Annotated in this window: 29 protein-coding genes; 25 read left to right on the top strand and 4 right to left on the bottom strand. The window is 30.6% G+C overall.

Features of this window, described 5'->3' with window-relative positions; all coding sequences use genetic code 11:
- Positions 1-3: 3 nt before the first annotated feature.
- Genes K7H06_RS15295 through K7H06_RS15285 form a run of 3 tightly spaced genes read right to left on the bottom strand, consistent with a single transcriptional unit; the run spans position 4 to position 3,316 of the window.
- Entirely contained in the window at positions 4-1,485 is a 1,482-nt protein-coding gene (locus K7H06_RS15295) for a sodium:solute symporter family transporter (protein WP_223036899.1), read from the bottom strand.
- Positions 1,486-1,506: 21 nt separating this feature from the next.
- Positions 1,507-1,929, bottom strand: a complete 423-nt coding sequence (locus K7H06_RS15290) for a hypothetical protein (RefSeq protein ID WP_223036898.1) — start codon at positions 1,927-1,929, stop codon at positions 1,507-1,509.
- Positions 1,930-1,987: 58 nt separating this feature from the next.
- A complete protein-coding gene (locus K7H06_RS15285; RefSeq protein WP_223036897.1) occupies positions 1,988-3,316 on the bottom strand; it encodes an acetyl-CoA hydrolase/transferase family protein in 1,329 nt (442 codons plus the stop codon).
- A 301-nt stretch (positions 3,317-3,617) separates the two neighbouring features.
- Between K7H06_RS15285 and K7H06_RS15280 the strand changes: the two genes are divergently transcribed.
- The 15 genes from K7H06_RS15280 to K7H06_RS15215 all read left to right on the top strand — a co-directional run bounded on the left by K7H06_RS15280 (position 3,618) and on the right by K7H06_RS15215 (position 12,665).
- On the top strand, positions 3,618-5,000 hold the full coding sequence (locus K7H06_RS15280) for a sigma-54 interaction domain-containing protein (protein ID WP_223036896.1): 1,383 nt from the start codon (positions 3,618-3,620) through the stop codon (positions 4,998-5,000).
- Positions 5,001-5,198: 198 nt separating this feature from the next.
- On the top strand, positions 5,199-5,465 hold the full coding sequence (locus K7H06_RS15275) for a hypothetical protein (protein ID WP_223036895.1): 267 nt from the start codon (positions 5,199-5,201) through the stop codon (positions 5,463-5,465).
- A gap of 428 nt (positions 5,466-5,893) precedes the next feature.
- Entirely contained in the window at positions 5,894-6,154 is a 261-nt protein-coding gene (locus tag K7H06_RS15270; RefSeq protein ID WP_223036894.1) for a nuclease-related domain-containing protein, read from the top strand.
- Between the two features lie 17 nt (positions 6,155-6,171).
- A complete protein-coding gene (locus K7H06_RS15265; protein ID WP_223036893.1) occupies positions 6,172-6,471 on the top strand; it encodes a hypothetical protein in 300 nt (99 codons plus the stop codon).
- Positions 6,472-6,599: 128 nt separating this feature from the next.
- A complete protein-coding gene (locus K7H06_RS15260) occupies positions 6,600-6,845 on the top strand; it encodes a hypothetical protein (protein WP_223036892.1) in 246 nt (81 codons plus the stop codon).
- Positions 6,842-7,156 carry a retropepsin-like aspartic protease gene (locus K7H06_RS15255; RefSeq protein ID WP_246637549.1) on the top strand — a complete coding sequence of 105 codons (315 nt, stop codon included), beginning with the start codon at positions 6,842-6,844 and terminating at the stop codon, positions 7,154-7,156. The genes K7H06_RS15260 and K7H06_RS15255 overlap by 4 nt, the downstream gene beginning before the upstream one ends.
- A gap of 1,191 nt (positions 7,157-8,347) precedes the next feature.
- Positions 8,348-8,749, top strand: a complete 402-nt coding sequence (locus tag K7H06_RS15250) for a hypothetical protein (RefSeq protein WP_223036891.1) — start codon at positions 8,348-8,350, stop codon at positions 8,747-8,749.
- Positions 8,750-8,767: 18 nt separating this feature from the next.
- Complete coding sequence (locus K7H06_RS15245) at positions 8,768-9,850, top strand: hypothetical protein (RefSeq protein WP_223036890.1); 1,083 nt, start codon at positions 8,768-8,770, stop codon at positions 9,848-9,850.
- A 56-nt stretch (positions 9,851-9,906) separates the two neighbouring features.
- Complete coding sequence (locus K7H06_RS15240) at positions 9,907-10,182, top strand: hypothetical protein (RefSeq protein ID WP_223036889.1); 276 nt, start codon at positions 9,907-9,909, stop codon at positions 10,180-10,182.
- A gap of 16 nt (positions 10,183-10,198) precedes the next feature.
- Positions 10,199-10,522: a thioredoxin family protein gene (locus K7H06_RS15235; protein WP_223036888.1), complete on the top strand. Its 324-nt coding sequence runs from the start codon at positions 10,199-10,201 to the stop codon at positions 10,520-10,522.
- 57 nt (positions 10,523-10,579) lie between these two features.
- Positions 10,580-10,708, top strand: a complete 129-nt coding sequence (locus K7H06_RS21250; protein ID WP_246637548.1) for a DNA-3-methyladenine glycosylase I — start codon at positions 10,580-10,582, stop codon at positions 10,706-10,708.
- Positions 10,709-10,720: 12 nt separating this feature from the next.
- Positions 10,721-10,843 (top strand): DNA-3-methyladenine glycosylase I, encoded by a 123-nt coding sequence (locus K7H06_RS21245; RefSeq protein ID WP_281426069.1) that lies wholly within the window; start codon positions 10,721-10,723, stop codon positions 10,841-10,843.
- 680 nt (positions 10,844-11,523) lie between these two features.
- A complete protein-coding gene (locus K7H06_RS15225) occupies positions 11,524-11,922 on the top strand; it encodes a cytidine deaminase family protein (protein ID WP_223036887.1) in 399 nt (132 codons plus the stop codon).
- Positions 11,923-12,033: 111 nt separating this feature from the next.
- Positions 12,034-12,369: a CPCC family cysteine-rich protein gene (locus K7H06_RS15220; protein ID WP_246637547.1), complete on the top strand. Its 336-nt coding sequence runs from the start codon at positions 12,034-12,036 to the stop codon at positions 12,367-12,369.
- Between the two features lie 152 nt (positions 12,370-12,521).
- Complete coding sequence (locus tag K7H06_RS15215; protein ID WP_223036886.1) at positions 12,522-12,665, top strand: hypothetical protein; 144 nt, start codon at positions 12,522-12,524, stop codon at positions 12,663-12,665.
- A gap of 25 nt (positions 12,666-12,690) precedes the next feature.
- Here the strand turns inward: K7H06_RS15215 and K7H06_RS15210 are convergent, their stop codons facing one another.
- Positions 12,691-13,680, bottom strand: coding sequence for a DUF6273 domain-containing protein (locus K7H06_RS15210; RefSeq protein ID WP_223036885.1), 990 nt, complete (start codon positions 13,678-13,680; stop codon positions 12,691-12,693).
- Between the two features lie 396 nt (positions 13,681-14,076).
- On the opposite strand from K7H06_RS15210, the gene K7H06_RS15205 reads away from it, so the two are divergent.
- From K7H06_RS15205 to K7H06_RS15160, 10 genes are all read left to right on the top strand, one after another.
- Entirely contained in the window at positions 14,077-14,841 is a 765-nt protein-coding gene (locus tag K7H06_RS15205; RefSeq protein WP_246637546.1) for a L,D-transpeptidase family protein, read from the top strand.
- Between the two features lie 119 nt (positions 14,842-14,960).
- Positions 14,961-18,197 (top strand): BREX-1 system adenine-specific DNA-methyltransferase PglX, encoded by a 3,237-nt coding sequence (pglX, locus tag K7H06_RS15200; RefSeq protein ID WP_223036884.1) that lies wholly within the window; start codon positions 14,961-14,963, stop codon positions 18,195-18,197.
- Positions 18,198-18,299: 102 nt separating this feature from the next.
- Positions 18,300-19,403, top strand: coding sequence for an amidase domain-containing protein (locus K7H06_RS15195; RefSeq protein ID WP_223036883.1), 1,104 nt, complete (start codon positions 18,300-18,302; stop codon positions 19,401-19,403).
- Between the two features lie 172 nt (positions 19,404-19,575).
- Positions 19,576-20,241, top strand: coding sequence for a nitrite/sulfite reductase domain-containing protein (locus tag K7H06_RS15190; RefSeq protein ID WP_223036882.1), 666 nt, complete (start codon positions 19,576-19,578; stop codon positions 20,239-20,241).
- Positions 20,242-20,419: 178 nt separating this feature from the next.
- Positions 20,420-20,662, top strand: a complete 243-nt coding sequence (locus tag K7H06_RS15185) for a YuzB family protein (RefSeq protein ID WP_223036881.1) — start codon at positions 20,420-20,422, stop codon at positions 20,660-20,662.
- Positions 20,663-20,787: 125 nt separating this feature from the next.
- Positions 20,788-21,372 (top strand): TetR/AcrR family transcriptional regulator, encoded by a 585-nt coding sequence (locus K7H06_RS15180; protein WP_223036880.1) that lies wholly within the window; start codon positions 20,788-20,790, stop codon positions 21,370-21,372.
- 95 nt (positions 21,373-21,467) lie between these two features.
- Complete coding sequence (locus K7H06_RS15175; protein WP_223036879.1) at positions 21,468-22,562, top strand: efflux RND transporter periplasmic adaptor subunit; 1,095 nt, start codon at positions 21,468-21,470, stop codon at positions 22,560-22,562.
- A gap of 12 nt (positions 22,563-22,574) precedes the next feature.
- On the top strand, positions 22,575-25,643 hold the full coding sequence (locus tag K7H06_RS15170; RefSeq protein ID WP_223036878.1) for an efflux RND transporter permease subunit: 3,069 nt from the start codon (positions 22,575-22,577) through the stop codon (positions 25,641-25,643).
- A gap of 26 nt (positions 25,644-25,669) precedes the next feature.
- On the top strand, positions 25,670-26,017 hold the full coding sequence (locus K7H06_RS15165) for a hypothetical protein (RefSeq protein WP_223036877.1): 348 nt from the start codon (positions 25,670-25,672) through the stop codon (positions 26,015-26,017).
- Between the two features lie 57 nt (positions 26,018-26,074).
- Complete coding sequence (locus tag K7H06_RS15160) at positions 26,075-26,548, top strand: hypothetical protein (protein WP_223036876.1); 474 nt, start codon at positions 26,075-26,077, stop codon at positions 26,546-26,548.
- Positions 26,549-26,590 lie beyond the last annotated feature (42 nt).

The following is a 26,590-nucleotide window of genomic DNA, read 5'->3' as shown; positions in this document are numbered from 1 at the left end:
TTTTTAAGAGTCCATCACAGCACGCATATCATGATCTAATTCAGGCTCTGATGTCATGTATGAAACAACTATATAGACGATGATTGAAATAACCAATGTTAATGTACCATTGTATATTTTAAGGGGTGCAAAGATATCTTGATAAAAGGACATACCTAAACGTTTAGATACTTCTAAACCAACATTTAAGACTAAGCCTATTAATATGGACCAAAAAGCGCCTTCTTTTGTCCCTCTTTTCCAGTTCAGACCAATTCCTAATGCTGGAGCTAATGCGGCTGCAAAAGTTCCCCATCCAAAGGCACCTAATATGGCGATACCTTTCGTTCCAAATATAAAAGATACAATCACTGTAAGAATTGATAACAATACAACTGCCAGTCTACCATACTTTAATTCTTCTTCTGAAGAGATGTGCTTGTCAAAGAGTTTTGGCATATCTCTAACGATAGATGCTGACGCTAGGTTGATAAATGAGTCTGCTGTAGACATAACTGCAGATATAATTCCAGCATAGATGATCCCTGCTAGTATTTTTGGAGAATATGTATTTAGGAATATGGATATTGCATAGTCTGAATTTTCAAGTGCTGCCAATTCTCCGATTTCTACTTTGTATCTTATGACTAATCCAACACCTAACCACAATAGTCCTCCAAGCATTCCTGCCAATCCAGCTAATGCAGGACCCCATTTTAACTTTTTAACATCTTTGATCATATAGAATTTATGGGCAATTTGCGGTTGTCCAACGATACCTATGGATAGACAAAAGAACCAACCTATTGCAAGAGAGGGTCCTACTAAACCAAAGGGACCTACAAACTCTGGACTTACTTTATTTGCAAGGGTAGCAGTCATATTTGCCATGCCGCCTCCATGAAGCAAGGTATATCCAAATACAAATAAAGAAGCTACAGCCATTAAGGAACCTTGGAAAACATCTGTATATACCCCTGCAAGCATACCACCAGCAACTGAGTATACAAGAACTACGCCCATACCTATAAGAACAGATGCTTTAAAGGACAATCCAAATATAGGGGATAGAATAAATGCAAAGGCACTTATTTGGGTTGCTAAGTAAAGGACAAGACCTACTAATGAAGCGATAGCAGATAAGAAGCTAGCCCCTTTACTTTGGTATCTTGCATATATGGCATCAGAAACGGTCATACAATCCCTTGTTTCTGCTAAAAATCTCATCTTTTTACCTAATATAAGCCAAGCCATAGTAAAAGAGATAGATGTAGGAAAGGTCATCCAAAGAGTACCTATACCTAATTTGTATTCTAAACCAGGACCTCCTACAAATACATATCCAGATATGGCAGCAGAGAATGAAGCCATGGCAACTGCGATAATCCCTAATTGTTTTCCAGCAACAAAGAAGTCAGATGAATTTTTCGTCTGTTTCATTGCCCAAAATCCAATTGCTAGTACAATAAGCATATATATAACGATGATAGTTATAACTGTACTCATTTATAAGCGCCTCCTTTAAATTTAGTGTAATTCTGTTTCGTGACCGAGTTGCTTTTCAAATTTAACAATATCATTTTCATCTAAATAATCTTTATCAAATCGAAACCCGTATACCAAAGTACCGAATATATAGGGAAGAAGCCAGACACCATAGATCATAATGGCTGTGCTAGGCATGAATCCTAATACAGTTCCATTAAATGTGGAATTCTCCATGAGTGTCATAGCTAAAAACCCTACTGTCCATATGATATAAAGTGATATTAATGAAAATTTCAATCCCTTTCCAACTTTGTTTTTTCTCAAGGCACCCAGAGTCATCCATGAGACCATAACTACTGGGAAAGAAATAACAAGAAGTATAGGCAATTTAGCAATTTGGGCTATGAGCATGAGGATTGCTCCTGCTAATAAAACTTTGACCCAAGTATCATTTTGATTCATACGATAAAACCTCCCTTTAGTTGATAGTGAAAAGCTTTCCTTTAAAAACAAATACATATCACCATATACAATTTTTCTTCGCTTCAAATCTAAGCCAATCTCTAAAATTAGGATGTGCTATGTTAATCAAGGCATTTACCCGATCCTTTATAGACAGACCTCTTAACCACGCAACACCATGTTCTGTTACTACATAGTCCACATCATTTCTTGAAAGACTTACGATAGAACCTTGTTTTAGAAAAGGCACTATTTTTGAATAGGTCTTTTCATTTCCTAATTCATCTTTTCTTGTATAGGTAGAATACATAGCTATGATGGATTTACCCCCTTCAGACTTTTGAGAGCCTAGTACTGTATCTACTTGCCCACCAGTTCCTGAATATTGTACATTTCCAATAGATTCAGAAGCACATTGCCCTGTTAAATCTATTTCAAGACTTGCATTAATAGAGGTAAACTTTTTATTATTTTTTATTTGAAATGGGTCATTCACCCATGAGCCAGGTTTAAATAATACTGTAGGGTTATCATCTAAATAATCATAAAGTTTTTTTGAACCAAAGGCAAAAGAACATACAGAATAGCCATTATAAAAGCCTTTTTGAGAATTATCTACTGCACCACATTCAATTAAATCTATCATGGTTTCTGTGAACATTTCTGTATGGATTCCTAGATGTTTTTTCACCTTTAATTCATTGGCAACAGCGTTTGGAATATTTCCCACTCCTAATTGGATTGTGGCACCATTTTCCACTAGTTCAGCGATGGTTTCTCCTATCTTTTTATCTATATCTGTATAGGGGTTGATCTTTATTTCTGGTACATCTCTATTGCTTTCCACAATGGCATCCACTTGACTAACATGTATGATATTGTCTCCAAAGGTTCTTGGATAATTGTGGCTAACCTCACATATAATGTGGGCTCCAGCATCTATTAATTCCTTTTCATATATATTACTGATAGATAATGATAGATACCCGTGTTTGTCCATAGGGGAACAACTACATAATAGGACCAATCTTTTATCTTTTATAGCAGATAACTTTTTCCAAACAGCGATATGGGCATGTTGAGGAGTGAAGGTACTATTCCCTTTTTCATGGGCATTTCTTAATGCTTTTGTAAAATACCATCCATGGTTAAATACCACATCTTTGTAAGATGGATTTTTTATCACTTCATAATTCCCTATGGGTAGGCAGGTTTGAAGCTGCACACCTGATACGCCATTGTCTTTTATTTTATGAAGGTTTTCTAGTAAGACCATAGGTTCTGCGGCTGCTTGTGCTGAAAAGAGCACATCATTACTTTGAATGAGTTTTAGTGCATCCTCTACAGTCTTTAGTTTATTCTTATAAATGAGTTTGACATTTTCCATATTGAAATTCCTCCTTGCTGTTTCTTATATTTTGATGATTTATAGGAATAATCTAGCAATATTTGTGCCAAGAAATAAAAAGGGTTACAAATAGGCAGATAAACAGATTTTAGATAGGATGAGAGTTCAAGAATAGAGAAGATGAGTGTAACGTTTTGTTACATATGAAACATTTTGTTACTAAATTTATAAAATTAGGTATATTTTGAAAAAATGACAAATCACCATACCTTTGTGATTACCGTAAGACATAATTTATGTTAAGATAGATATAGAAAAATCTCATAAAGGATGGTCCCATATGGAAAAGTTTATTGGTTCAAAAGAATTTATATCGTTTTGCCATAGTGCCTTTGACAATATCCCTATAGCAATAGATTTTTTAGATAAAGATGGTCGTATGATTTATATCAACAAAGCGTTTTCAGATTTTTTAAAAATTCCAATAGAAGACATGATAGGAAAAATTGTTACAGAAATCAACCCTACATCAAAGTTTTTATGGGCATTAAATAAGAAAAAAGCAGATATAGCTGTAAGGCATGTATTTCCTAATGATAGGGAAGCCATATGCCATAGGATACCCATATTTGATAATCAAGGCAATTTAATGGGCGGACTAGGGATGATTCTCTTTGAAAAAGTTAATGAAATGAAAGAAATATTAAAAAAATGTGAAATACTAGATAAAAAACTTAAGCTATACAAAAAAGAAATTGCCCGATTAAATCGTGCCAAATATACTTTGTCGGACATCATAGGGGATTCTAAACCCATGAAATTATGTAAAAGAACAGTTAAAAAAATAGCAAACTTGAATCTTAATGTGCTCATCACAGGAGAAAGCGGTGTGGGAAAGGAACTCTTTGCTCAAGCTATTCACAATGAAAGTGATAGAGCCCATATGCCTTTTGTAAGCATAAACACCTCTGCTATACCAGAAAATTTGTTGGAATCAGAATTGTTTGGTTACGAAGGTGGTTCTTTTACGGGTGCTAAGGCTGAAGGAAATATAGGAAAATTTGAAATTGCCAATGGTGGGACCATATTTTTAGATGAAATCGCTGATATGCCTTATTATATGCAGGCTAAAATATTAAGAGTCATTCAAGAAAGAGAAATAACTCGAATAGGAGATAATAAGCCTATTCCCATAGATGTAAAAATCATATCTGCAACCCATAAGAACTTGGAAAATAAGATTGCTGAAAAGAAATTCAGAGAAGATTTATATTATAGATTAAATGTACTTAACCTTCAAATACCTCCCCTCAGAGAAAGAGCAGGAGATATTCCTAAACTAGCTGAAGATTTCCTTATAGCATTTCATAAAGAATATGGACTTTATAGGAAACTATCAAAAGATGCTATGGAGATTCTAATGAAGTATTCTTGGCCAGGAAATGTAAGAGAACTTAGAAATGTTCTTGGAAAGGCATCTGTAAATGCAGAGGATACTATAATAACAGACAAAGATTTACCAGCAAATCTCTTTATAGATCTTATTGTCAAAGGAAATCAAGGAGAATCAGGATTTTATAACATATTAAAGAAAGTAGAAAAGGAATTAATTGAAAAAGCCTTGGTTCAAAGTAATAATAATAAAGCAGAGGCAGCTAGAATTTTAGAAATACCGCGTATGACATTATATAGAAAAATAGAAGATTTGAAAATAAATATTTGATAGGTCCAAAGGTTTTAGAAACTTTGCGAGAGATCTAATGATATAATAAAACTTCTTGGTTGGAGAGGCTTTTAAATTCCCTCCTTTGTATACAGGATTTATCCCGTTTGAAATCATTTTTTAGTATTGTAACAGAAATTTTAAATAAATGTCTTTTACATATTTTAGAACTAAATCTTCCTGATTGGAGAGAACTTTATGAAATGGCAGGATGTGAGAAATCAATATGCTGACAGATGGGTATTAGTAGAAGCCTTGAAAGCTAATTCTATAGATAATAAAAGAGTTATACAAGATATGTCAGTTATATCGAATCACACTAATTCTACCAGTGCATGGAAAGAATATAAAAGTTTACATTTAAGTAACCCATCAAGGGAACTATACATCTTTTATACTTCTAATGAAGAAATCGAAGTAATTGAGCAAAGATTCATGGGAGTAAGAAGGAGGAGCCTTCAATAAAAATCTGCATGGAAGCTGGATTACCTTTAGTAGAAATAACGATAAAGTATGAAGATAAAGAAAAAATTCTTAGAAATGTTTTATTGAATACAGGGTTTTCTAATACTATAATATAGACCATATATATTTTATATTTGTGTATAAAGATATTTTGGACGATAGTGATAAAGATATAGATTTTGTAGAATTAAAAGAATCCAGTTCGGGTTTCAAAGTGCAAGTAGTAGGAATGGGAGAACATATTAAAATAGTTGTATATAGTTAGCGAATATCTTGATTGTCAGGAATATTTTTAATGGACATATTCAATAAGAGAAATATGTCTTTTTTTTATGTTTTTGTTTTAACGACATGATTAGACAAAACTTGTTATTTTTTCTAGTAAAATAAAACCAAATAAAATATGATGAAAGCACAAGGGTGATACAATGGCTATAATGATTCCTGATAAGATAACACGTTCTTTTACTGAAGGAGAACGAGAAGTTTTTTATTTTTTAGAAGAAAAGTTACCTTCAGATTATTTTGTATGGTATGAACTAGATGTAGAAGATAGATATCCAGACTTTGTGATTGTAGGACCTCAAATAGGCGTATTAATATTAGAAGTAAAAGATTGGTCAGCAGATACGATTCAATCCTTTGATCAAGATAATATACATATATTAAAGCGGATAATAAAGATATAATATTTGATGATAAAGAAATGAGCGGATATTATAAGACGGGATCAAAAATTAGTGTCAAAAAAGTTGGTGATAAGTATTTTATGTTTTTTGATGCATTATTTAAGCAATCAAAAGGAAAAAAATATCAAAGGATTAATAAAAGTATTTCATTAACATGTGAAAATTTAGAATTTCAATTTTGTAATGATAGTACAAAGATTATTTCTAAAGATATAGCACAAGGTCAAGTTATGATTAAAGATTATGCAACTTACTTAAGTGACAGATACCATCTTAGATATAGTTTTAGAAAAGATGAATTTCTTGAACATAAATAGCAACATATTTTTTCTAAGGGACATAAAGTTGATAATGAGATTTCTATATTTACTTTTAATGTGAAAATTGTAATATAGAAATTATGGTATAATAAAAGTAATAAATCTTCTTGATTGGAGGTAAATTTATGAAATGGCAAGAAGTAAGAGAGTTATATCCAAATCAATTTGTACTACTGAAGATTTTAAAATATCATACTATCGAAAATAAACGATATATAGATGATATGGCAGTGGTAAAGGCTATCAATGATCCAAAAGAAGCGACAAAATTATTGATAAATGGAGAAGCAGATGATCTAGTATATCATACAAAAAATGAAGAAATTGTTGTTAAAATTAAAAATTTAAGAGCATTTAGAGGTTTGGTATGATGAAAATAAATTATAGAAACGGCTTATTATTTACATCTGTTGAAATTACCTACAAAGGAAAATCAAAAATCATAGATAACATAGTAATTGATACTGGGGCGGCTGAATCTATTATTTCTCCTGATATAGTAGATGATATTGAAATTTATCCACAAGAAGATGATGAGATTGTTACATTTATAGGTGTTGGGGGAAGTGAGCATCATTCTTTTGAAAAAAGGATTGATACATTTAAAATTGGTTCAGTCGTATTAGAAGATGTTGAATTAGATTTTGGAATAATTGACCCTAAAGGTAAAATCATACATTAGAAAATTTGGATATAATTAGATTGAAAAAAGTAATAATTTCCTGGAGAAAATCATAAATAATAATAGATAAATATGGAAATGTGTTACTAAATGTCTAGTGGTCTACTTTCGAATGGGAACACCTTGGAGGGGACCCCTTAAAATGGAGAGTTTGAGACAAAAGAATAGGAACTACCTGTGATAGGAAGAGGATGTTAGGGCATCTTCTTTTTTGATGTGATAATATTAGTCTATTTTGGTCAACTAAATATACTCATACATGTGGATATTTTTTTTTAAACTTTTAATATCATGTCACAAAATGATATATATATACACGTTATAGAAGTGAAAATTGATTTTCAATTCAATGAAGGAGCGGTGAGATGGAAGAGAATAATTTGAATCATGCTTTTACTACAGGTGGTGAATATGAACTACGGTGTGCTATAGAAATATAGGTAGTGTATTACTATTTGCCTTTATGATATTTTATAATCTACCGATAGCTATATTCTTTTGCCTGTTTTATGATGATAATCGAATTGTTACTGTAAAGAAAGCTCAAAGAATAAAACAAACATGTCTTGTATTTTTAGCCCTTAACATTGGTTTATATCTTCCCTACTTATAATAGGTATAATTTATTTACCATCATATATAAATTACCTTCTTTATGGATAACGGGTATACCTTTCATATGTTCATGGGTAAACACTAGATTAAGTAAGAGTTTACTTAATAGAGCTGAGGAAAATGAAGGATATTAAAAGAATTTAATATTTTATTAGGTTAGGTTGGATAAAGATTAAGAAGAAGAGATATTTATGATCTGTCTTCTTTTTTTTATTCTTCTTTTTTATTAACTTTGTGCCTGTAAAAAGTGTATAAAGTATGAATTGTTTGATTGTTATCAACAAGATTTGTAAGTTCTTTAATAAAAAGTCTTATGGATTATGTTTTTTCCAGGATAAATTGAGAGATTCATTAGTAGTGCTTGCTAAGTTTTTTCATCTATGATGTGAGCGTTTTGTTAAACGTTACATACTGTATAGAGGATTCTTTTTCAAAGTCCTTACAAATCGATGGATCGCTGTCTATATTTTGGTTGTTGTAAAATTATGTTAAAATATATTGGTAATATATTTTAACCAATAAGTTAGATAAATTATTGCAATAACTATAAATTTAATTGCTAGGAGAATTTATAAGATGAGAGATGTTTTATACATAATAGTTGCATTAATATTGATTGTATTTGGTGTTGCGTTATTAGTAAAGCAAATTTTAAGAGAAAAAGCCATAAATTTTGAAGATCGAAATACATTGATGATCTTGATGCCTTGCGAAAATAAGAAATGTAACCCGGATTTGTATTTAGAGACAAAGGATTATGAAAATAAAGAAATTGAGTTGGATTCAAGTTTTTTTAATTTAGTAGAAATTAATTTAAAGGAAATCAAAGATACAAAGCTTTATTTTGATATTTTAAATGAAATGAGAACAAGATTGAGATGTATGGAGAAAAAATTCTTTTCATATGCAGGGTTAATTTATATGGTATTAGGAATTTTTCTTTTGTGGGTTGTTATGAAATCTATGATTTTGGGGTAATTCTTTTGAAGGGAAATGATGAGTATGTGGAAAAAAAATTGGGTAAAGGTGATATTTGCTGTATTGATTATATGGGTAATTTTCGTTGGCTATTATTATGTGCAGCATCGTATAATGATTTGGCAGTATACGATCAATCAAGAAATGGACTTAAAAGATGTAAAAGTAAAAATAGAAGAAGTCATACTGGAAAATAATAATGGGCGTTTTTATAAATATAATAATGAACTACTACTGTTGAGGCTAAAAGGAAGAATTATTACTAATAAATCTTTAAGTAATTCTGATGCGAATGTGATGAGGAAGAACATTGATATAGAAGTGATTGATGAGGTAGGCGCCAACCATTCAAGTGGGGGTAGATGCCAGTATGAAGATGGTAGTAATATAGTTTCCTTTGAGGTAAGAGGAAATTTATTTCCGATAGATAGAATAAATAATGAGCTAACGATTATTGTAAAAGACAAAATGAACAATTTTAGTGATGAAATAAAAGTGAAGCCAGAATATAATAAGAAAACACATAGATTTTTTAGTAGAAATCTAATGGGTATGTTTATATTATCTCTAGCATCTTTGTGTTTAGGATTTGGAGGAGTTTTGTTAACAGGGGAAAAATTGATTATACAGACCCTTATAGAACGTTTAATACCTATTAGTGGTGTATGGATATTTTTTGCTTTAATAATTAAAGAAGATGGATGGAAGTTTGAAATGGTTATAATGATCATAGCATTTATACTACTTATATATTTGTTTACAAGGGGAAAATCAACTGTTTTTAACATAGATGAAGAAAATATACTTTTACTATTACAGGAGATATGTGTAGATAAAGGAATAGAGTTTGATACCAGAACTTTTTCAGTTAAGATGTCAAATGGAGAAAGGAAAGAAATTGACATCAATTCAACTGCAATGATTACAGAAATTAATTTTAAAAGGATTCAGGATAAAAAGCTTCGTTCTGAAATAGTAAATGAAATAAAATTGAGATTAGATGGCATGGAGAAGAAAAAATTTTCTTATACAGGCTTATTCTATATGGGAATGGGAGTTATATGGATATGGGTAATTCATAAAGCTAATATTTTTGGATAGTAATCGACTTGAATGAATTATAGCTTGTATTTTCAATTGCTAAAGGGGGTACTGTTATGTTGAATCTCAAAAATGAAAACTCTTCTATCTATAAAAAAGGAATAATTATAAATCAATTGATTATGATCTTTTCAATAATACTTACACAAGCCTTTGATGATACAAAATATGAAATGATTTTTAGAGTAATGTGGATGGTTACTGGTTTTATGTGGCCAGTATTAATGGGAACAAAGGAAGTGATTGCTAAGAAAAATAAGGCAGGATATTTTTATTATGTTTTGGCAGTTGTTTTTGTTACTATTATTCTATGGATTTATTTTAGTTATTAGGAGGTATATATTATTTATGAAAATATTAAATTCACTAACATCCATTGAAGATTTTATAGAAAATAATAGACTTGTACTATTGTACTTTTCTCATGATATGTGTGGGGTTTGTCATGATGTATTACCTAAAATTGAGGATATGCTCATCAGTTACCCTGAAATCAAGAGCGCTAGAATAGAAATAAGTAAATTACTCCAAGTATCAGGTAGATTTTCTATTTTTACTGCTCCTACCCTTCTACTTTTTATTGATGGGAAAGAAACCATTAGAGAGTCACGGTTTATTAGTATAGAGCAGTTAAAGGAAAAGATTGGGCGATATTATGGTATGTTGATTTAGAATATCTCTATTATACGAAGTGATTAGTTACAAATAAGTATACGGGAGATGATAATTTTGAAGAGATGTTCTTGGTGTAAAAATGAAAAGAAAATTAAAGCATCAATAAATAATGTTCAAAGATTTATAGAAATTCCTGCAAAAACCAAATTATCTGAAATAATTAGTAAAGATTTAAAGAAGTGAGGTTTTAAATTTATTGGTCTAGTTATAATATATTCTCATTTACAAGCTACGGGATTAGTTAATGATCACATAGTAGATTGTTTTAGATATGAGCAAATTAAAAATATGGTGACAAGACCTAAGAATAATATATAATAGGATACCTCAATCGGATATAGATTTTCATGTATATCGTAATAGTAGAATAATGTGAAATAAAAATATCTTTTATATAATATAGATAAATAGGAATTTGGAGTGAGAATAAGGATGAAAAAAATAAAAATAATTAGCATTGTAACTTTAGTTATAAGTATGATTTCAATGATTGGGGGTATTTGCGTAGTAACTTATTATGTAGATAATTTGTTTATTCGAGGGCTATCGGTATTTGTTTTAATTATGTCAAGTTGTTTGGTATCGAACACAGTGAGATTGATATTTGAAGAGACAAAGTAATATAAATTCCAATTTATTGAATAGATTAAATGAACAATATTCTTATTAAGCGTCACAACAGTAGAATATTATGAAGAAAAAAATACTTATATAAAAGGAGCAAAAAATGAAAAACAAGAATTTATTTTATTTAATATTATCGCTGGGAATTAGTTCAGGAACAATATTGACAAATCGTTTTGTAGTATCAATACCTGATTGGTTAGCAATTGTACTTACGCTATTGTCAACAGGATCTCTTATTATTTTTATTATTAAAAGTCGTAACAAAAGAAAATGAGTATAATCTGTAGTTATAATAATACAAAATCTTCTTATTAAGCGTTACAACAGTAGAAAATTATGCATGAACTTGAATTTATAGGAGGAAAAATTAAATGGAAGATTTAATAGAAAAAGATTTAGAACTAATAGAAAAAGCATCTGAAACAATAAAAAAGAATTATGATAACATAAAATATAATCATACAGTTGCTGTGGCGGTTAGATGCAAAAATGGGAAAATATATACAGGGGTAAATGTTTATTCTCTTCATGGTGCTTGTGCTGAACAGGTAGCAATTGGTTCGGCTATAACTAATGGAGAAAGAGAATTTGAATGTTTAGTTGCTGTGAAAGGTGAAAATGGTGATGAGATATTGCCACCATGTGGAAATTGTAGACAGTTTCTTTCTGACTATATGCCTGACTTAAAAGTGATCATTGAAACAAAAAGTAAATTAAAAAAAATTGAAGTAAAAGAATTATTACCTTTTGCTTATTCAGTTCCAGAATAAGGTGAATGATAATAACATTTAGAGTTTTGTTGTCGCAGTATTCTTAGTAAGGGTCACAATGGTGACAAATTATAAAGTGAGGCTATGTATACTATTTTAGAGGTGAATATTATGAAAGATATAGATAAAAGGTTTTTGCCGAAAATAAGCTATGAAAAAACAACAAATATGGAAACCAAAGTAGAAATTGATATAAGAAAAAAAGCAGCGTGTCCTTGCTGTGGATCTATTACAATCCCTAATAATGGTGATGCACTTGCTTATATATGTCCTATATGCTTTTGGGAGATAGATACTTTCATTTCGAGGGAAGATGAAGAAAGTGATCAAAATCATGGACTGACTTTAGTTAAAGCAAGACAAAATTTCAAAAAATTTGGAGCAGTACTCCCCCATTTAAAAAAATATTGCCGACAGCCTATAGAAGGTGAATATCCAATAAAATAAGTAGAATCTAAGGGTAGCATAGAGTATAATGGCTATACTGCTAGGTGTGGAATTCATTTGGCTGGGGATTACATTATATAAAAAGTATTATTATGGCATTGATCCTTTTGATGAACAATAATGAAATATTTTAAGAGAAAGAGGAGAATCTAATGAACAATACGAATAAAAAAGAAACAAATAAAAATCACAAACTAAAAATATGGCCCATTATATTAGGTGTGTTTACATATATTATCATTGATGCTATATTTGATGTACCTAATTTTTATGATGTGTTTAGAATTCTATTTTAGAAATGATTATATTTTCACTACTTTCTCATACATTTACAATGAGGAAGTTATTATTCTTTTTATTGTGAGGGACCCCTTCAACAATATAAGGATCTGATTCAACGCCAGAACCTGATTTGAAGATTATAGATGATGAATTTAAAAAGAGAGCTGGTCGAACACCACCACGACCACCAAAACATGCAAAATAGTCAAAAATAGAACCATTACTTTTGACCATACGTACAAAAGAAGGACCACTAGGAGTCATAGCAGGAGTACGTAACCAATTACTCCAGTTATGCGTACAATCCAAATTTATATTTTTTTCTGGAGAATGATCAACTGCTTCTTTAGTTGGTTTTCCAATATAATATTCTTTTCTCAATATATTTTTATTTTCCCATACATAGTCATGTAATTCCTTTAAAGATAATAAGAATACCTTATCTTCAACCATTTCATAATATGCATTATCATAATTTTGTACTATTTCTTCTATATCAGAAGCTAAAGTAAGTATACTTTCTCCACCGTCCTTTTTATCTTTATCTATATTATCTAGTAAAGACTTATGCATAATTGGATTTATGCTATTCCTTTCATTTTCTGTAAAGTTTCCATCTGCCAAAAATCCTTTTTCATCTGCATAAGGGCTATATCCTGTAAACATATTTTCTTTGGTTGGTGGGTTTTGTATCCAATTTATTGTATTTGCTTTTTTATCACTATTTAACCATTGTCTAATATTTGAATTTTTCCAATAGTTACTCCCACAACCTATTCTACAGTCATTACTATGATAATTACCAGCTGCATCAAATGCCTTTAAAGATATGATTCTATCTGAAAAAAGTAGGGGGTTCCCATCTGTATCTATGTTGATTACTCTCCAAAGTATTGGGGTATCGTTGTATTTCCCAAATTGTACATAATCTCCTATTTTCAGCTCTATAACTTCCTGGTGTGCACAACCTACCATAAAAACAGAAACCATCAAAATACATATTATACTTGTAATAAAGTTCTTTTTCATGACTACTCTCTCCAATTTTAAAAATGACTTAATACGTACTAACTAGTAGATAAACGTATAAAACCAGCTTTTTTTATTTTAACATTATTTGGATATTATGACTATGATTATATATAGATTTAAGTCAGAAGTATCACAAAAGGGGTTTGTGGTGGTGCAAGGTAGATCATTATGTGCTCGATTTTGATATTTATACAAACAAAAAGTCTTTGAAACTGGATATGCTCCCCTTATGGTAGACAATTAAAATAATATAACTATCTATTATAGGGGATTTTATTATGGATTACTTAATTATTTGAAAACAAGAACTAAATCATGCGGGTAGTTATTTGGAGAGGAATAGACAATCCTTTTTCCTGCATATAATGAATTATGCAGGAGGGAGGGGGAATATTGAGAAAAAGATTATTATGGACAATCGTGTGCAGTATCTTTGTAAGCATGCTACTTTATACAGGAAGTTTTTTTAAATACACAGGAAACAAGGTGAAATTAAATGCATCTGCCAAAATACATATAGGGAACGAGTATGTAGGTTGGGAAGAAAAAAAGATTAAAGAAAATCCAAACTATGAAAATCTATGGATTCTTATAGACATCAATGAAAAAAGATTAGAGCTCATTGATTTAGAACGTAAGGAAATTTTAAAAAAATATAGGATTGCTAGTGGAAAGCCAAGTACTCCATCACCCATTGGGAGTTGGAAAATTATTAGAAAAGGCAGATGGGGAGAAGGTTTTGGTACACGGTTTATGGGATTAAATGTACCCTGGGGTAAATACGGAATACACGGCACTAACAAACCTAACTCTATTGGATGGGCGTCTTCTCATGGATGTATAAGAATGAACAATAAAGATATAGAAGATTTGTATAAAAGAGTAAAGGTAGGGACGCCTATAACTATACAAGGAGGAACCTTTGGTCCCTTTGGCAATGGATTTCGGGTAATAGAGCCAGGTTTTAGAGGGTCAGATGTTTATGAAGTGCAAAGATATATGAAGAAAAGAGGATATTATCCACTATGGGTAGATGGTATTTACGGAGAGGGAATGAAAAGATATGTGATCAAATTTCGAAAGGATCATGGATTAAAGCTTACCCATAATGTAGATATGGAATTTTATAAAGTGTTAGGAATTCAATTGTTTGAATAAAAGTTTCTGCTGAGAATAGCAGGAACTTTTTTTAGATAAAATAATTCATTATCCATAAAGGAAGTAGAACTATATTGTAGAAATAGTAAAAATAGTGAAAAATTTACAGGGGGATAAGAATGGATAAAAAAAGCATTAAAAATTTTGCTATGAGAGCACGAAAAGTATTGATAGAAAAAATTAAAGAAAAAGCTTTAAAAATAGGGGTTAGAGAAACAACTATAGAAGAAGTAAGTTATCAATGTTTTTCTTGGTTGACGATTCTAAGATATATGGAAATAAAAGAATATTTATCAGAAGATTTACAGGTATTTAGTAACATGGATCAATATAAAAATAAGGATGATTTTAAAGATAAGATCATTGATACATGTAGTAAATTAAATGAAATGCTACCATTTATTTTTAATCCTATTTCAGATAATTTTAAAAATTTATTTCCAGATTTAATAGGAAATGTGTTGTTAGAAGAACTTTTAGATTTTGAAATTATCTCAAAAGAGGATTGGAAAGAAGTTGAAATTGTAGGGTGGCTGTATCAATATTTTATGTGGGAGAAACATAAGGAAGTTGTAAGGATCAATAACAGTAGAATTCAAAAAGAGCAAATTGCTCCTGCAACCCAGTTATTTACACCGAAATGGATTGTAAAGTATATGGTACAAAATACACTGGGGAAATATTGGATTGAGCATATGCATGATGAAAAATTAGAAAGCAAGTTAGCGTTTTACATTAAGGGGAAGGGGTTACCCCATGAAAAGATTGATCCTAAGGATATAAAAGTATTAGATCCTGCTTGTGGTGCAGGGCATATTTTGGTATATGCTTTTGAGGTATTGTATTATATATATCTTCATGTAGGTTATGAAGATACAGATATTCCAAAATTAATTTTAAAGCATAATTTATATGGATTAGAGATAGATGAAAAAGCTTGCCAACTAGCTGTTTTTGCATTGATGATGAAGGCGCGAGAAAAAGATGAAAAATTTTTTTGTAAAATGAAACAAGAAAAAATTATTCCGAATATATGCTGTATAGAGGAAAGCAATATTTTGATGGATCAAAAGGATGAGCTGCTTGAAAAAATATCTAAAGGAAATATAGGATATGATAAAAATCAGATTGATAGTCTATTCAATACTTTTTACCATGGGAAAGAATATGGTGCTATTATTAAAATAAAGGATTTTGATGAAGCATTTTGGGAAGGAAGACTTAAAAGTTTAAAGGATGAAGCTTTGAAAAAAGTTTTAAAAAAGTTAGTAAGGCAAGCAAAAATTATGAGTCAGTCTTATGAGATGGTCATTGCAAATCCTCCCTACTTATCGAATAAAATGATGAGTGCCCAGTTAAAAAAATATGTAGATGCACATTTTAAAGATTATAATGGAGATTTGTTTTCTGTATTTATGAAGAGAAGTATGGATTATGTAAAGATGGATGGCTATTTAGCTTTTATGACTCCTTTTGTGTGGATGTTTATTAAAAGATATGAAAAGCTACGGGAAATTGTAGTTGACCATAAAGATATTGTAAGCCTTATAGAACTTCAATATTCTAGCTTTGAAGAAGCTACTGTACCCATATGTACATTTGTTTTAAGAAATAATTCAAATAGAGGTGTAGGAGATTTTATCAAACTTTCTTCTTTTAAAGGAGCCCCAAATCAGCCTATCAAGGCTTTAGAAGCTATAAAAGATAAAAATGCTCCTTATCGTTATAGATGTGCTACGAAAAACTTTAGAAAGATACCAGGAATCTCCATTGCGTATTGGGCAAAACCTTCTATGGTTAATGTGTTTCAAAAAAGTATTCCCTTAAAAAAAATTGCTGATGCTAGGGTAGGGTTACAGACAAGTAATAATAAAAAATTTGTAAGATTTTGGCATGAAGTAGATATAAGCAACATTGGTTTTGATTTGAAAGACAGAAAAAGTGCAAAGGATAGTGGATTTAAATGGTTTCCTTATAACAAGGGAGGAGACTTTAGAAAGTGGTATGGTAATCATTTTTATGTTGTGAATTGGGAAAATGATGGAGAAGCAATTAGAACATATAATAGGGTGTTGAATGCTTCAAGAAATTCAAATATAGGGATTGCCAATACATCTTATTATTTTAAAAAAGGAATTACCTGGTCCTTTGTAAGTAGTGCAAAATTTGGAGTAAGAATTTCAGAGGAAGGTTTTATATTTGATACGGCAGGATCCTCTCTTTTTCCTAAAGAAGAATACATATTGTTCATAATTGCTCTTTTGTGCTCTAAAATTACTTATATGTATTTAATGATGATTAATCCAACATTAAACTTTCAGCCAGGAAATATAGGGAGCATTCCAGTGATTTTCCCTAAAAAGCAAAGTATAAAAGAAAAAATAGATGATTTAGCAAAAGAATGTATAGATATTGCTAAAATGGATTGGGATGAGAATGAAATTTCATGGTCTTTTAAAAAGCACCCTCTTTTGCAGCATAAGAAAGGAGCTTCTACCCTTAAAGAAGTTTTTGAAAACTGGAAAGTATTCAAAGAAAAGCAATTTGAAAAAATGAAGAAAAATGAGGAAAAGCTAAACAAAATATTTATTGAGCTATATGGTCTTGAAGATCAGATTACCCCAGATGTAGATGCGAGGGAGATTACTGTTAAAAAGGCAGATGGAAAAAAGGGTATAAGAGCTTTCATAGCCTATGGGGTGGGGTGTATATTTGGAAGATATAGTTTAGACCAAGAAGGGATTGTTTTTGCAGGGGGAAAATTTAATGATAGTGTATATAAATCTTTTCATCCCGTAAAAGACAATATTTTGCCAATAGAGGGGGCTGCTTCTATTACATCAAAATTTGTAGAATTTTTAAAGGTTACTTTTGGAGAAGATACACTTAATGAAAATCTTGATTTTATTACAAGAGGATTAGGTAGAAGAAAAGAAAGTTCAATAACATATATGAAAAAATATTTTCAAAATGAGTTTTACAAAGATCATGTAAAGATGTATCAAAGAAGACCCATTTATTTTCTATTTACATCCGGAAAACATAAGGCTTTCCAAGGGCTACTATATATACACCGTTTTAACGAAGATAGTATTTCTAATATAAGAAAAAATTATATAGAAAAGCTTTTAGAAAAATATATGAAAAAAAGATCTTTATTAAAGAAGCAATTACATGAAGAAGGAAAAAATAGAAATTTAAGAAGAAATTTGATACGAGTTGAAAAAGAATTAGAAGAGTTAATAAATTATCATAAGGCTTTAATGGAGATAGAGAATAATGGATTGAAGATGAATTTGGATAATGGTGTAAAAATGAATTATCAAAAGCTAAAAGAAGTATTATCTAAAATTTAAGAGATTTATAATTTTTGATGTATAAAAAAAGTATGGATTTGTATCCTACTTTTTTATTTTTTTACATATACTCTTATGAATAGCTTTTAAGGAGGGAGTAGCATGCTCGTATTTATTACTTTAAAGAAAAGAAGGTTGCTTATAGTATTAGGAGTTTTGGCTCTTTTTGTTTTGTGCATGCTTTTATTCTTTTTTATTCCCAAAGGATCTACTGTTTTTGTAGAACAAGAAATGTCACAAGAAATACAAGAGATTTTTAATAAGAGAACTAAAGCTACTTTAAATAAGGATATGGAAACACTAAAAAACTTATATGATTGTTCAAGAAAATATGGGGTATGGGCTTATGAACATGAATTGAAAAAAATGAAATATTTACATGAGTGGTCTGATAAGCAAGGAATCAAATTTACAGATATAAATCCAATTGCTATGATTAAACGAGTCAAGGATAAAGGAGATCGGGTGACGGTAAATTTAACGGTTTGTTCTGAGTACAAATATGTTTATGAAAATAATACAGAGAATAGCAATCTTTTTAGAATAGGAACTTATCATTCATTAGACCTTAAATCTACTGAAGAGGGGTGGGTGATTATCAGGGAGTGGTATACAGACCCTTTTGCAGATTCTATGCATCTTGATGATATGAAAACGGAAAAAATAAAGGAATATATTCTATCTCAAAATGTTCGGGATTTTTCCAATATGATAGAAAGAAGAAAGAACGCTTTAATATATGCAGATAAGTATTGTGGAGGTGCAGGGGATAAATATTATTCATATAATAAGAAATATAGAAATTACAATCCATTAGGAGGAGATTGTGCAAACTTTGCTTCTCAAATTTTACATGAAGGAGGAAATTTTAGAAAAAATTATTCATGGAATTATGGAAAGGGTGCTACAAAGGCATGGATTAATGCTCATGGTTTCAAAGATTATATGCTATATAGTGGAAGAGCGTCAAAGGTTGCTTATGGAAGTTATGAAAAAGTATATAAAGCTGCTTATAAACTGCAGCCTGGAGATTTTGTGGCCTATGAAAAGAAGGGGAAGGTTACTCATATATCTGTTATAACAGGAGCAGATTCAAAGGGATATCCTCTTGTGAATTCTCATAATACGGATAGATATAGAGTACCATGGGATTTGGGATGGAATGACAAAGGAATAAAATTTTGGCTGGTGCATGTACATTTCTAATGCTTTTTTGACACCCTTTTTTATGATATAATGAGGGTGTTTTATATTTATATAATTTAAAAAAGAGTATGAATATAAAGACAAGACTGAAAGCTTAAGCAAATTTTATTGTTGCTAAAGAAGATGAAAGGTATAGTAATCTAAAGAAGAACATACATAAGGAGGACCCATTATGGCAGGAAAAGATTTATTAGAAAAAGGAGCAGTTGTTCAAAGAGATAAAGAAACCTATGCAATTGCACCCCATTTACCTGGAGGAGTTGTATCTTCAGATACCTTGAGAAAATTAGCAGATGTGGCAGATCAATATGGTGCTCAGGCTATAAAGGTAACAGGAGCACAACGTATAGCTATTGTTGGTATCAAGGAAGAAGATATTGACCATGCTTGGAAGGATTTAGATATGAAACCAGGGGCAGCTATTGGTTTATGTGTAAGAAGTGTAAAAATATGCCCTGGAACTACATTTTGTAAAAGAGGAAGACAAGATTCACTAAAAGTTGGGTTGAAGCTTGATGAATTGTACCATGGTATGCAGTTACCAAATAAATTAAAAATTGGGGTAAGTGGATGTCCTAATTCTTGTGCAGATAACCATTTTAGAGATATTGGGATAATGGGTATGCCAAATGGTTTTAAGATTCAAGTTGGAGGAAAAGGTGGAATCAAGCCAAGAATTGCAGATTTATTAATGGAGAATGTATCTGAAGAAGATGTATTTCCTGTTGTGGATAAGATTATAAAAGTTTATGCTGAAAATGCAAAAAAACATGAGAGATTAGGTGCATATATAGATCGAATTAGTTTAGAAGAATTTAAAAAGCAAATAGAAGAGTAATTTATTTGGTAAGATGATTATATAGAAGAATTATAAAAGTAGGAGGCATAGAAGCCTTCTATTTTTTTGTGTTTTTATTATCAATTTATGTGGGGAAAATTTTATGAATAAGATTGTATAGACCGATTAAAAAAAAATCATAATATCACTATATAAATAAAATTAGGGAGGATAGATAATGATTAAAATCAATGTATGTGAAAATAATTATGGTTATGGAACAGATGAAGTGATTGATACAATACAAACAGAGTATCCCGAAGTAGATGTGGAGGTAGCTCCTTGCTTGGGACATTGTGAAGATTGTAGTGTTGGACCATATGTTTTTATAGATGATGAAATGGTACAAGGGGATACACCAGAAGAATTATATGAACAAATTAAATTATCTCTTGAAAAAAGAGTATTAAAAAGTAGATAGTTTTTAATGAAATGCTGAAGTACGAAAAACTTCAGTATTTTAAAATTTTATAAAAAACAGTTGATTTCTATAGGAAAAGAGTTTATTATTATAAATGAACAATTATTCATTAAAGGATGATATGAATGGCACGAAAGACAGATCCAAATAAAATAGAAAAAGTTAAAAAGGCTGCAATAGAAATGACTATCGAATATGGATATAGAGGGGCGTCTATTGCAAATATTGCCAAAAGAGCAGGAGTTTCAGCAGGGTATTTATATAGACATTATAGTAGTAAGGAAGAGTTAATAGAAGATTTAGTAGATACACGTTTAAAAGAGCTAAAAGAGGGGTTTATGGAGAACTTTAGCCAGAATAAAAGCTTGTATGAAATGATTGAAGACATGGTAGTAAAGCTATTTCAGTTAGCAAAGGAAGATTTATTGATTGCTCAATTTATTATTACCCTTATTTTTGAGATGGACTTTGATGAAAAATTTAAAAAGAAAGATTGCGAACGACTTGAAATCGTACAAAAAATTAGACAAGTAGGATTAAAAACAAAAGAATTAAATTCTAAAACTACAGAAGAAGATGTAGCTGTAGTAGTTTTTACTATTCCCTTTATGTATTTAGCAGAAATAATAAGAAAAAAGAATTATGAAGAATTATTGACTGAAGAATTAGCAAAGAAAGTAGCACAAATTTGCATGAATGCATTAAAATAATTTTTTTTACTTTATTAATGAATAAACATTCATTCATTATAGGCGAAAAATACTATTTTTCAACAATATAATTATAAAGAAAGGATGAAAAGACCATGAAAAAGATTGTAGCAATTTTTATGATGAGCATTATGCTGTTATTAGTAGGCTGTGCACAGGCAGAAGAAATGAAACCAGAAGAAAAAGTAAGAGCTGTAAAAGTACAAAAAATTGAAGAAACAAAAAATGCTGTATCCCTTAATTATATTGGAACAGTAGATTCTAAAAGTATAATGGATTATAGCTTTAAAACAGGTGGAAAGCTTGAAAAGGTTTATGTAAAAAAAGGAGATCAAGTAAAAAAAGGAGATATATTAGCAGCATTAGATAAAGAAGATATTAACTTACAATTAGCTGCTGCAAAAGCAAACTTAGCATCAACTGAAGAAAATATAAAAAAAGCTGAAGATACGATGAACTATAATGAAGATCAATTAAACAAAATGGAAAAATTATATGAAGCAGGGAGCATATCTAAATCACAATATGATCAAATAAAATTACAAAGAGATACTTCTGTAGCCACCTATAATCAAGCAAAATCACAATATGAAGCTACACAGGTTAATTATGAAAATATTCTTATCGCTCTTGAGGAATCTAGTATTTATGCCAAAGAAGATGGCATTGTTGTAGAGATACCTCATGAAGAAGGAGAGAGAATTGCAAATCCTACGATGTCTTATGTAACAATCCTTCAAGTAAGAAGTATCGATCAAATCATCAATGTTGGGATTGCCCAGAAGGATTTAAATAAGATTCAAGAGGGAATAAAAGCTATTGTTGATATAGATGGAGAAATAGCCAATGGTGTTATTACAAGTATTGACGAAGCACCAGATCAAGCAACGAGAACCTACAATGCAGAAGTACGTGTAGAGGATAAGAATTATAGGCTAGGGTCTATTGCGAAAGTATCCTTTCATGTAGGAGAAGAAAAGGGAGTATGGATTCCTATGCAGTCTATATTTTCAAATGGAGAAGATTATGTATACATAGTAAAAGAAGATAGAGCTTTTAAAAGAACTATCACCCTTCTTAAAAATTATGAAAATAAAGTAATGGTAAAAGGTGTAAAGCCTGAAGAATTATTGGCTATAAGTGGTATGAAAAATTTAAATGATGGTTCAAAGGTGAATATTGTAGAATAGGGGGTTTTATCATTGAATAAATTAATCAAGCAGCTTATAAAAGAAAGAAAAGTAACCCTGTTCTTAGCAGTGATCATTGCGTTTTTAGGGGTATATGCCTATTATGTATTGCCAAGACAAGAAAGTCCAGATGTATCCTTTCCAGCAGCTATGATTATTACACCTTATCCAGGGGCATCTCCTAAAGATGTAAAGGATTTGGTAACTAGTAAAATAGAAGATGAATTAGCAGAGCTAGATGGAATAGATGAGATCCAAGGTATATCCAATCAAGGGTTATCCATTACTGTACCTATGTTTACAGCAGATACAGATTATGATAAGGCTATGCAAGATGTAAGAAATGCAGTAGCAGATGCAGAATCGAAGTTACCAAAAGGTGCTTTTGTCAATGAAATCGATACAGATCTTGTATCTACTGCTGGAATTATTATCAGTCTTTCAGGGGAAAATTACTCTTATGAACAATTAGCCTCCTTTGGAGAATTATTTAAAGATAAATTAACAGGACTTGAAGGGATTACAAAATTTGAAATAGAAGGAGAAGTTGATAAGGAAGTAAAGGTAGATATAGATGTTGCTAAGCTCAATCAATTAGGTTTATCTATAGCAGATGTGGATAGCATTATTCAATCACAAAATATAGAAATTCCATCTGGAAAAATAGAATACCAATCTGGAGAGATTACTGTTAAAACTCCTGGAATATACGCTAATATTGATGATATAAAGAATACGATTATATCTGTATCAAGAAATACAGGGGTAGTAACAAGATTATCTGATATTGCAAATATATATATGGATCTTGAAGATGGGGTAGAAAAATATAAACAAAAGGGACTCAATACAGTACTCCTTACAGGATATTTTGAAAAAGGGAAAAATGTAGTCATCGTAGGTAAAGATGTACGTGTAGCACTAGACAAAGTAAAAGGACAATTACCAGAAGATTTAATTGTTGAAGAAATCATCTACCAACCTGATGATGTAGCAAAATCTGTTAATGATTTTATGATCAATCTATTAGAAGGAATCGTACTTGTTGTAGTTATTGTATTTTTAGGAATGGGGTTAAGAAATGCATTGGTTGTATCTACAGCTATTCCTATGTCTATACTTATGACCTTTGGAGTAATGTATTTGATGAAAATTTATATTCATCAAATGTCATTAACAGCATTAATTGTAGCTTTAGGGATATTAGTAGATAATGCTATCGTTATTAGTGATACCATACAAGTAAAAATAGATGAAGGGGAAAGTCGATTGGATGCAGCTTATAATGGTACAACTGTATCTTCTATTCCTATTTTCACAGCAACCCTTACGACGATTGCAGCATTTTCTCCATTACTTGGTATGCCTGGAGCTGCTGGTAAGTTTTTAGGGTCTATCCCTAAAGTACTTATTATATCTATTATTGCAGCTTATATTGTATCTATGTTTATTACACCAGCTATGGCAGCTATAGCTTTTAAACCTAGCAAAAAGAAAAGTGATCAGGAGGGCGGATTAAGATTATTTTTCAAAAATACATTAAAGTTTGGACTGAAATGGAAAAAAAGTACAATCATCGTGACATTCTTAGTATTAATTTTTGTTATGAAGGTATTGATGCCACAATTGCCATCCGAATTTTTTCCATATGCGGATAAGGATATTTTCTATATAGAAATGAATACAGAAATGACAGGAAGTATTGATGCAACGGAAAAGCTGACAGATGAGGTAGTAGCATTGTTATCAGAGGAACCTGAAATTACGAGCTATACAGTGTCTGTTGGGAACGGTTTACCCAAATATTATATTACTGTACCTGTAGCTACACCTTCACAGGATTACGGGCAAATGCTTTGTAAATTTGATTTAGGAGATAAAAAGAATAGAAGATTTGAAGATAAAGTTATATTTTTAAATTATATTCAAAATAAGCTAGAGGCCAATATTTCTGGAGGAAAATGTAGTGCTAGGCTTCTTGCAAATGCAAAACCAGCAGATGCAAAGGTTATCTTAAGACTTTCTAGTGACAATTTAGATCAGTTAAGAGAGGTTGCTAATTTATTAAAAGAGGAAATTGCAAAAATACCAGGAACAACAAACGTTCGTCATGATATGAAGGATAAAACTTATGAATTAAATGTGGATGTAGATGAAGAGGTTGCAAGTAATTTAGGTATATCTAAATACGATATACAAAAACAAATCAATGTGGCATTATACGGAAGTGCTTCTTCTGTATTTAGAAGAGATGGAAATGAATACAATATTAAAGTAAGTAGTGATATGAATAGTGTAGAAGAACTTGAAAATTTAGAGATAAAATCTTCTATGACCAACAATAAAATACCACTAAAACAATTTGCAAAGGTTACATATAGTAAAAAAGATGATATCATTAAAACATTTAATAGAGAACAGACTGTTGAATTATTAGCTAATGAACTTCCAGGTTATAGTCCTGCAACTATAGAAGATACCATAGAATTTGAGCTTTTACCAAAGTTAGATATATCAGGAGTAAAGATAGATTTTGCAGGGGAACGGGAAGATATTAGTGAAAACTTTGGAATCGTAGGACTTTTAGCTGTATTTGCCATATTTATTATCTATGTTATATTGGTAGTTCAATTTAATTCCTTTGTACAGCCAATGGTGATTATGATTACCATCCCATTATCTTTAATAGGATCAGTAGCAGGATTATTTATTTTCAATAAACCCATGTCTTTGACAGCATTTTTAGGAATCATTGCGTTAATTGGGTTGGTTGTTAAAAATGGGATCTTGTTAATAGAATATATTAATGATGCTCGAAAAGGTGGGGATTCTATTGATGATGCTTGTATAGATGCAGTAGGAAAGAGATTCAATGCAATTATTCTTAGTGCAACAACTACAGTAATAGGTCTTGCCCCTTTAGCAATATCAGGAAGTGGTTTGTTTGGACCTATGGCTATATCATTAATGTTTGGTTTAATGGCATCTACTTTCTTAACGATGGTTGTTATACCTGTTGTATATAGCTTAGTTGAAGGCTTTATGGAAAAAATAAAAAATAAAAGAAAAGTTGTAGCATAAGTAAAGAATATATGGGAGGGATTATTATGGGCATGAGGACTGAAATAGAAAAGTCAATTAAACTACAACAGCAGATTCAGAAAAATAAAGAAGGACGATTAAAAGATTATTTTGATAAAAATATGGAAGATCAGTATATAGCTTATGTGAAAGAACATATTATGCATACCATTGTTACGGCTGATAAATTAAGAAAAAAGAGTGTAACGGTTATTCCTTTTCCAAACATAGGGGTATACTTTGATATAGGTACAGAAAAAATTTTACAAATCATAAAAAAAACGAAGCATTATTTTGAAGGAAATGAGATAGAGGTGGATATTGTAGATAAATTTCCAAATCCTAAACATGTAGAATATAAAGTAATGCTTTAATAAAAATGGATGAACCTATTCGTTAGAAGGATATGGATAGCTCTTTGGAGGTAGATCATGGGACAAATCATCGAATTATATAAAACTAAGAACAGAAAAATAAATAATGTTCCTACTAAATATGTACATAAGAAATCTATTGATCAAGAAGAAGGAACATTAGTAAATATACAAAAGCAGATGGATACGGTTATAAAAGAAAATACATCTGTAATAGGTTTGATTTATACCATCAACAAGCTTTTAGTTGAAAAAGCTAATCAAAATCCTCAAAAAATGAGAAATTTGATTAGAAAGTATTTTATGAAGAATGATGAGGTTGAAGACTTAAATGATTTATTAGTCAAAGCTATCCAAGAAAAAGGACTTCAAACGGGAGAAGTCAATCCATATTTAACAGAAAAAGAAATTGCTAGTGTTTTTCCTGTAATATCTATGCATTTTATCGGATCAATTCTTGAAAAAGAAGAAAGAGTTGAAGAAGAACAGATAAAAAGAATTACAAAAATTTGTTTGAATGCATTGATATAAATATACCTTGTAAAGTTTATTATCTTCTATTATCATATGAAG

It is taken from the genome of Crassaminicella profunda (assembly GCF_019884785.1).
In the GTDB taxonomy this organism is placed as follows: domain Bacteria; phylum Bacillota; class Clostridia; order Peptostreptococcales; family Thermotaleaceae; genus Crassaminicella; species Crassaminicella profunda.
Note: the sequence above shows the minus strand (reverse complement) of the source record. Positions and strands in the feature narration are given on the sequence as shown.